The sequence below is a fragment of the Nostoc sp. FACHB-280 genome (assembly GCF_014697615.1).
In the GTDB taxonomy this organism is placed as follows: Bacteria; Cyanobacteriota; Cyanobacteriia; order Cyanobacteriales; family Nostocaceae; genus Nostoc_B.
The window spans coordinates 132425-139951 of record NZ_JACJSD010000019.1; the positions used below are offsets into that span (position 1 = coordinate 132425).

Below are 7527 nucleotides of genomic sequence, written 5' to 3' on the forward strand. Positions count from 1 at the left end.
TGTTAACCAAATTTAGGAGAAATATCATGTCAGAACCTATTACCATCACCAACGAAGATATTTTGCACCAAGTCAAGCTGTCTTGTAAAATTCCTGAAATAGTTGAGCAGATTGTTAGTCGTAAAGTAATTATAGCTGCTGCTGAAGAAGCTGGGATAACAGTAGAGGTTGAAGAACTACAGAAAGCATCTGACCAAATAAGATTAGCTAATAAACTCGATAGTGCTGATGATACATGGAAATGGTTAGAAAAACATGGTTTATCTATAGATGATTTTGAAGAAATCGCTCAGTTTAGTCTTATTTCCGGGAAGTTAGTAAAACATCTATTTGCGGATAAGGTTGAACCATATTTCTTTGAAAACCAACTAGATTATGTTGGCGTGGTGATGTATGAAGTTGTTCTGGATGATGAAGATTTAGCCCTAGAACTCTTTTATGCAATTAAGGAAGGGGAAATGAGTTTTTATGATGTGGCTCACAAATATATTCAGGATGTAGAATTACGCCGTAAAGGTGGATATTTAGGGATAGTGCGCCGCAAAGATTTAAAGCCAGAGATTTCTGCTGCTATTTTTGCTGCTCAATCACCACAGGTTATTAAGCCAATAGTTACTTCTAAAGGAGTACATCTGATTTATGTGGAGGAGATTATTCATGCACAATTGGATGATAAACTGCAACAGAAAATAATTTCCGATTTGCTTTTTGAGTTCTTACAAGCAGAAGCAGTCAAAGTAGAAGTCTTAAGCACTTTGGCAACAACTTGACTGGCTACCAAATAAATTCGTTAAAGGGGCGACAATCGCCTTTAAAGCTAGTCAGATACAGGTATTGAGCTACAACCCCTGAAAAAATTTGGGTGCTTATTAAGAATCAACTGTACAGGGATAGTAGCCCAATCTGTGGGGAGCGTTTTCGTGGAAAAAAGGCGGTCGAAAGCATACCCTATTATGGCATTATTTTAGTCATTTAAAAAGAAGCACACGGCAGGTTTTTTCTCATCTATTTACTTTCAAACAGATGCTTGAATTTTTACACCAAGCAATAGACTGCAACTATGGGGTAGCCTGCGAAGTTTATTTACCGTCCGGCTGATTTTAGTTGGTTTTTGGAATTTATTAATAATCTAAACTTATCATTTATCCAAGGTAATCAGCTTTTGCACTTTTCTCCAAAAACGGTATCACAGACTACTATTTTTAAGCGATGGCTACGCCCGCCGAAGGCATAGCCAAACTTTTCGGTCTACTGACTGTAGTTACAAATCAGCCCAAGATTCCTCTTGGGCTGATTTTTTTGCTTCTTGCTCAATTGGATAATTTAGGCTGACATAAGTGTTTCAATTTTATCTTTTTTTTAAGAGAGTCTATTATTTATGTAGCTATTCTCTTTTCATTAGACTATTCTTAAGTCTCGTCTCATGGATGACAGATTTCTACTATAGGATTGTGTAAATAAACTACCCATTATCAATCAACGCCAATCTTATGATCTATTCATTTGAAATTTTGATTTTTTTTGCGAGAGTAACTTAAATTGATTTTCATTAACTATAAATATCCAGTAATAAAACTGAAACTTTTATGTCATGTGATTTATCTGCAAACATCTAGACGCATCTTATTGAATTTAATATGATTAATTCAAGAATCAAATATGAATTTGATTTCTAGATACCACAAATTTAAAGCGAGGAAAAACTCAAATATTCAACCTTCAAATTACTAATATTAACCCAGCAGGTATTGAATTGTTTGGTGATATTTAATCTAATTCAATTTCAAACCTCAAACAAAATCATTTCATTAGGAGCAATGAAAATGTCTAAGATTCAAATCAAAGATCTAAATGTTGAAGAGTTTGCTGTACTCACGGAGAATGAAGCAGCTAACATTCAAGGTGGTGCAGTGCAAAACGGAGTATACGTTTCACTCGCGCTTATTGGTGTTGCTGTTATCGCATCTCCTGTTGTAGCTACTGCTGCTGCGGCTGGTGCGGTAATTGCTGCGGGAATAGGCATCTGGGAAGCGTTTAATCCGTAAGAGGTTAAGATAATTGCACTTTTGTCAATTAGTTAAAATACTCAAAATATTTTAAATTAAAATGATAATCGTGCGCTAGGGGAGGGGAAGGAGGTGAGCGGCACTCGCCTCCTTCCCCTTTATTTGATTATCATTATTCTATAAATTTTCAACAGCTAAAATCTCATATGAAAAAGTATTATAACGAGAGAATAAATTAGAAAAAATTAAGCAACATTTTTTAGTAAATTCAGTAGTTAAACCAGGTAATAGAAAACTGAGTTTACTGCCATGCCCAAAGCTGCAAAACAAAACCCTGGCCACGCGCAACGATATAATGCTCCTACTATAGCTATAGCAATCCTAAATCATTTGTGAACAAAAATATCCCCGACATCTTCAAGAAGCCAGGGATATGAAGCCCAAAGATTTTCACAAATCAAATAGGACTGTTCTAATGGTTTACCTTTAGAGGAAACACGACCATTTTTTCTCCGCACTTATCCCAATTTAACTTAACTGCACAGCAGATTTTCGATTTCGCTGTGTAGGAAAGCTTTAAATAAAACTCTTTTATCATCGGGGATAAAAGAATAAACTTTTGTTAGGTTTAACGAAGTGAAACCTAACAATACCATGTTGTTGGTGGTGTCCTTGTTGTTGTTGGTGTTGTTGTTATTGTTGGTATTGTTGTTGTTGGTGTTGTTATAATCAATCCGCCCTGAATGCTAAAAACATCCCTTTCAGACAAATCTGTTAACTGATCTAAATAGCTTTCAGAATCAGAAAAAAATTCGCTGCCTGTTACTGATAGATTATTAATTTTAATTGTAGCCATTACTTTATTTCCTTTGGGTTTTCTGTGATTTATTTAGAGAAAGATTAGTTGATGTACTTCCTAATCTCTGAATTATATTTTCATAGTTAAAACCAACAAAATCAATTATTACAATGATTTTTCTAATGATATAATTGTTTCATTATTGGCTTAAGTAAAAATATCTCTAGCAATCCTAAATCATTCCTTAACAAAAATATCCCCGACTTCTTCAAGAAGCCGGGGATATGAAGCCCAAAAATTTTTACAAATCAAATAGGACTGTTCTAAGGGTTTATCTTTACAGGAAACACGATCATTGTTTCCCCAAACTTATCCCAATTCAACTTAACTGCACAGTATATTTTCGATTTCGCTGTGTAGGAAAGCTTTAAATAAAACTCTTTTATCATCGGGGATAAAAGAATAAACTTTTGTTAGGTTTAACGAAGTGAAACCTAACAATACCATGTTGTTGGTGGTGTCCTTGTTGTTGTTGGTGTTGTTGTTATTGTTGGTATTGTTGTTGTTGGTATTGTTGTTGTTGGTGTTGTTATAATCAATCCGCCCTGAATGCTAAGAACATCCCTTTCAGACAAATCTGTTAACTGATCTAAATAGCTTTCAGAATCAGAAAAAAATTCGCTGCCTGTTACTGATAGATTATTAATTTTGATTGTAGCCATTACTTTATTTCCTTTGGGTTTTCTGTGATTTATTTAGAGAAAGATTAGTTGATGTACTTCCTAATCTCTGAATTATATTTTCATAGTTAAAACCAACAAAATCAATTATTACAATGATTTTTCTAATGATATAATTGTTTCATTATTGGCTTAATTAAAAATATCTCTGGCAATCCTAAATCATTCTTTTACAAAAATATCCCCGGTTTCTTGAAGAAGCCAGGGATATGAAGCCCAAAGATTTTCACAAATCAAATATGACTGTTCTAATGGTTTATCTTTACAGGAAACACGATCATTGTTTCCCCGAACTTATACCAATTCGACTTAACTGCACAGTATATTTTCGATTTCGCTGTGTAGGAAAGCTTTAAATAAAACTCTTTTATCATCCGGGGATAAAAGAATAAACTTTTGTTAGGTTTCACTTTGTTAAACCTAACAATACCATGTTGTTGGTGGTGTCGTTGTTGTTGTAAATGGTGATGTAAATGGTGGTGGAAATTGTGGTGGTGTTGGTCTAACCAATCCACCCTGAATGCTAAGAGTATCCTTTTCCGACAAATCTGTTAACTGATCCAGATAGCTTTCAGAATCAGAAAAAAATTCGCTGCCCGTCACGGATAGATTATCAATTTTGATTGTAGCCATTGCTTTATTTCCTTTGGAGTTTCTTTGATTTATTTAGAGAAAGATTCGTTGATTTACTTTCTAATCTCTGAATTATATTTTCATAGTTAAAACCAGTAAAATCAATTCCTAAAATGAGTTTTTTTATGACATAATTGTTTCGTTATTGGCTGAATTGAAAATAGCTCTAGCAATCCTAAATCATTCGTTAACAAAAATATCCCTGACTTCTTTAAGAAGCCGGGGATATAAAGCCCAGAGATTTTCACAAATCAAATAGGACTGCTATATACATCTAAAACTGTATAAATGTCTTGAGAGTTGGCATTAAGATACGAACGCTGCCAATCAATCCCCAAACGAGAAAATTGCTCAAATATAGCCTGCATCCTTCCATCTGCTGAATCATCTCCTTGATGCCAAGCTGTTAGCAACCCATTCGCTATAATTTGACAGCGATTCATTCCAAAACTTTCTTGAACAGCAAATTTTTTGTCTGGTTCTTCTGCTAACCCTAACCCTGGTGCTAGATGCTTAGTGAATAAAGGAATTTCTGAGAAAAAATCCGATTTGTGTTCTATATACACATTTTTTACAACTTGCCTAACTGCTGCATAATCTCTCTTATCAAAATACAATACCCCAGAGTCGTGCCGTCCATAGTCATTGGGGTTGTATAAAACTTTAAAACTAAAAGGAACTGCTAACTCATTTAGACCCTGCGTCAAACTTCCCATAACTGCCACAGCACCTTCAGGAGTTAAATTGAAATATATTCTTACTGTTACAGGCTGAGATTTACTATCCTGACTATGACCAAATCCCTCATTGCCAACTGCCATATAAAAGCCATTCTGTACCCGATTTTTTGGTAGCAGAATAGAGACAGAATCACCAACTGTAGCTACTTTGTCTGGAGCTTGCAAATGCTTCTCTCGCTGAATATGTAGTCTCAAACCACCATTGGTAACTACTAAACTACCATCAGGTTCTTCTCTAATCACAGTCCAACCAGAATCAAAATAACCTTTTCCACAATTACTTTTATGCAATCGTTCATAAAATCCCATGTCTACCCCTAGAAAAGTATTATTTTCCAAATCTAGGGCTAAAGCATTTTCTTTGCTATCTAGTGCCAACGAACTTCGCATCGAGCCATTGTAATAAATACCATAAAGAAAACTTCGCAGATGCAGACTGAAATATTTCTGCTGTATATCTTCAGGCATTTTTTGAAAATGTTCAACCGCTTCCACTGGTAATTCTAAGGGTTGAAAATCTGGATGATGGATGGAGAAATCAGATTTAATTTGAACTTTCTGAACAATATTTTGGAGAACTTCTAGTAATTGTTCAGTTACAGCAGTTTCTAATAATTGCATAATTATTTAGTAGTAATGAAATGACTTAAACAGTAGCAGCACCCAGGCGAGTTAATTCAGCAGCAGCACTACCAAAAATGGTTGGGATTGATTGTATAGGGCGACATAATAATGCTTTAGCAACCTGAAGCATAGCAATTCCCGTATTGCCAAAAGACTTTTGATATTGAATCATTCCCTGAATTTGTTGAATCAACGCAAAACCTGTAAATTGCACTACTCGCTGCAAGAAATCAGGACGGTGTTCTACAATTTCTGGAAAAGCATTGAAGTAAGCCTGAGTTAATATACCAATTGAAGGCTGGAGTAGTTCTAAAGGTGTTATTGCCAAGCGTAGGGATTCTTCAATACTCAAAGAATTACTGATTACTAAGCTACTTAGCCAGATTTGCACATAACTAGCAATGAGTGTTCCCAAATCAAAAGCTGGGTCTCCCCAAGCGGAACGTTCCCAATCAATTAGTCGGATAATATTATGACTGGAATCCTGCCAATCTTTGTACAGCAGAATGTTATTCAGTTTTAAATCATTGTGGGTGAGACAAGAAGGCGTTACAGAATTACCCAATTCAGCTATAGCTTGCCCTAAGCTATCATAACGTTGATAGAGAGCAAAAAACTTTAACCCATCCCCAGGAACTACACCAAAAATTTCTGGTTCAATTCGTTCTAATCCTCTAATTAAACGTGATACTTGATGAGCCATTAAATTCTCCGCATCCTTAGCAAAGAATTCCTGATATTCTGGGTGGTTAAAAGTATCACGATGGATAGTTCCTAAGATAGTAGCAATTTCCCTAGTAATTTCTGTAGGAAAGCTCTTTTCCTTAGTGTAGCACTCCATTAAATCTCGGTAATCATCCAAATATCTGGAGACAATAATAGAATTTTCAGCATCAAAATGCAGCACCTCTGGCAAAAATGGGCGATATTTCTCAAGTTCTGGAAATTGCTGTAAAAATTCTTGAATTCGCCACTCAGCCAAAAACTCACCAGCCGCTTTCCCCTCCTGGTTGTGTCGTTCTTGTTTCACCAGCAGCTTATGATTATCTGACAAACTTAGTAATAAATTAAAATTTTTAGCTGTGAGTGGTTCTATATTACTAGGAGGTTGTTCAGACTGATTACATAACCCCTTTGTAATTAAATAATTGAACACATTCTGGGAATTTAAGGTAAATGTCATAATATAGCAGTCGAATTTGATTCGGGTAAATTACTTGTTTAGGAAGGAAACAGAGAGCAGGAAAAAAGCCTCTTGAAATTCTATAAACAATGCTTGATGGTGCGTTAATATGACGTGATTTCGACGGTTAGAAAAACCCCTCTCCAAACCTCTCCCCTACTAGGAGAGAGGCTTTAAAACCTTAATTTTTCTTTGATATTTCACGCTGTTTACTCCCCTCTCCGCGTCCGAGAGAAGTTAGGGGGAGATGTCAAACAAGACTTGTCGAATTCACGTTAATCTGAATTTAGTTTTATCAAAGATATGCTCAATTCTAAAGATGTTTTTTTTGATAAAGCTAAATTATAGAGAGAAACAAAAACTAAGGCAGAAATACAGGTAGTGTTAGTTGTGGCAATGTTTGAATAATTGTACTTGGAAGTGTGAATTGTGATGTTGTCGTTGTAGTTTTTATTGTGATTACTATAATTAAATTCTAGAGCTTAAAAGTTATATAAGGAAGCTATGGCAATTATTTATTAGTGACATATCTGTTTCAGTTTTATCAAATAAAAATCAGTAATAAATTTGAGTTTCACAATCAGTTTTTACTTCTCACAACGCCAGCTTATTTCTCAATGTGTTCTAAAGCTCTCTTTGTTCTAAAAATAAGTCGCAAATAGGTTAAATCACTATGGCTCTCCCAGACTAGATATGTTAAATTAACAACAGAAATACCAATTTAGTAAAACCCTTCTTCTAAAATTATTAAAGTTAGTTAAGCCATAAGCCCTGCGTTTAATGAGCTTAATCTTCTGATTAA

General features: G+C 35.0%; 8 protein-coding genes. 2 read left to right on the top strand and 6 right to left on the bottom strand.

Features of this window, described 5'->3' with window-relative positions:
- Positions 1 to 26 precede the first annotated feature (26 nt).
- Both H6G75_RS16015 and H6G75_RS16020 read left to right on the top strand, forming a co-directional pair.
- Entirely contained in the window at positions 27 to 770 is a 744-nt protein-coding gene (locus tag H6G75_RS16015; protein ID WP_190981011.1) for a peptidylprolyl isomerase, read from the top strand.
- A 1053-nt stretch (positions 771 to 1823) separates the two neighbouring features.
- On the top strand, positions 1824 to 2045 hold the full coding sequence (locus H6G75_RS16020; protein WP_190981012.1) for a hypothetical protein: 222 nt from the start codon (positions 1824 to 1826) through the stop codon (positions 2043 to 2045).
- 604 nt (positions 2046 to 2649) lie between these two features.
- Here the strand turns inward: H6G75_RS16020 and H6G75_RS16025 are convergent.
- The 6 genes from H6G75_RS16025 to H6G75_RS16050 all read right to left on the bottom strand — a co-directional run bounded on the left by H6G75_RS16025 (position 2650) and on the right by H6G75_RS16050 (position 7516).
- Complete coding sequence (locus tag H6G75_RS16025; RefSeq protein WP_190981013.1) at positions 2650 to 2862, bottom strand: hypothetical protein; 213 nt, start codon at positions 2860 to 2862, stop codon at positions 2650 to 2652.
- Between the two features lie 437 nt (positions 2863 to 3299).
- The gene (locus H6G75_RS16030) at positions 3300 to 3527 is read right to left on the bottom strand and encodes a hypothetical protein (RefSeq protein WP_190981014.1); all 228 of its coding nucleotides are present in this window, start codon (positions 3525 to 3527) and stop codon (positions 3300 to 3302) included.
- Between the two features lie 438 nt (positions 3528 to 3965).
- Positions 3966 to 4178, bottom strand: a complete 213-nt coding sequence (locus H6G75_RS16035; protein WP_190981015.1) for a hypothetical protein — start codon at positions 4176 to 4178, stop codon at positions 3966 to 3968.
- A 251-nt stretch (positions 4179 to 4429) separates the two neighbouring features.
- Positions 4430 to 5539, bottom strand: a complete 1110-nt coding sequence (locus H6G75_RS16040) for a T3SS effector HopA1 family protein (protein WP_190981016.1) — start codon at positions 5537 to 5539, stop codon at positions 4430 to 4432.
- 25 nt (positions 5540 to 5564) lie between these two features.
- Entirely contained in the window at positions 5565 to 6725 is a 1161-nt protein-coding gene (locus H6G75_RS16045; protein ID WP_190981017.1) for a phosphotransferase family protein, read from the bottom strand.
- Positions 6726 to 7426: 701 nt separating this feature from the next.
- Positions 7427 to 7516: a hypothetical protein gene (locus tag H6G75_RS16050; protein WP_397331879.1), complete on the bottom strand. Its 90-nt coding sequence runs from the start codon at positions 7514 to 7516 to the stop codon at positions 7427 to 7429.
- Positions 7517 to 7527: the final 11 nt, after the last annotated feature.

Excerpts from the sequence above, each read along its gene's own strand:
- H6G75_RS16025 (WP_190981013.1), bottom strand. The coding sequence starts at position 2,862 with ATGGCTACAATTAAAATTAATAATCTATCAGTAACAGGCAGCGAATTT.
- H6G75_RS16035 (WP_190981015.1), bottom strand. The coding sequence starts at position 4,178 with ATGGCTACAATCAAAATTGATAATCTATCCGTGACGGGCAGCGAATTT.
- H6G75_RS16045 (WP_190981017.1), bottom strand. The coding sequence starts at position 6,725 with ATGACATTTACCTTAAATTCCCAGAATGTGTTCAATTATTTAATTACA.
- H6G75_RS16040 (WP_190981016.1), bottom strand. The coding sequence starts at position 5,539 with ATGCAATTATTAGAAACTGCTGTAACTGAACAATTACTAGAAGTTCTC.
- H6G75_RS16015 (WP_190981011.1), top strand. The coding sequence starts at position 27 with ATGTCAGAACCTATTACCATCACCAACGAAGATATTTTGCACCAAGTC.
- H6G75_RS16030 (WP_190981014.1), bottom strand. The coding sequence starts at position 3,527 with ATGGCTACAATCAAAATTAATAATCTATCAGTAACAGGCAGCGAATTT.
- H6G75_RS16020 (WP_190981012.1), top strand. The coding sequence starts at position 1,824 with ATGTCTAAGATTCAAATCAAAGATCTAAATGTTGAAGAGTTTGCTGTA.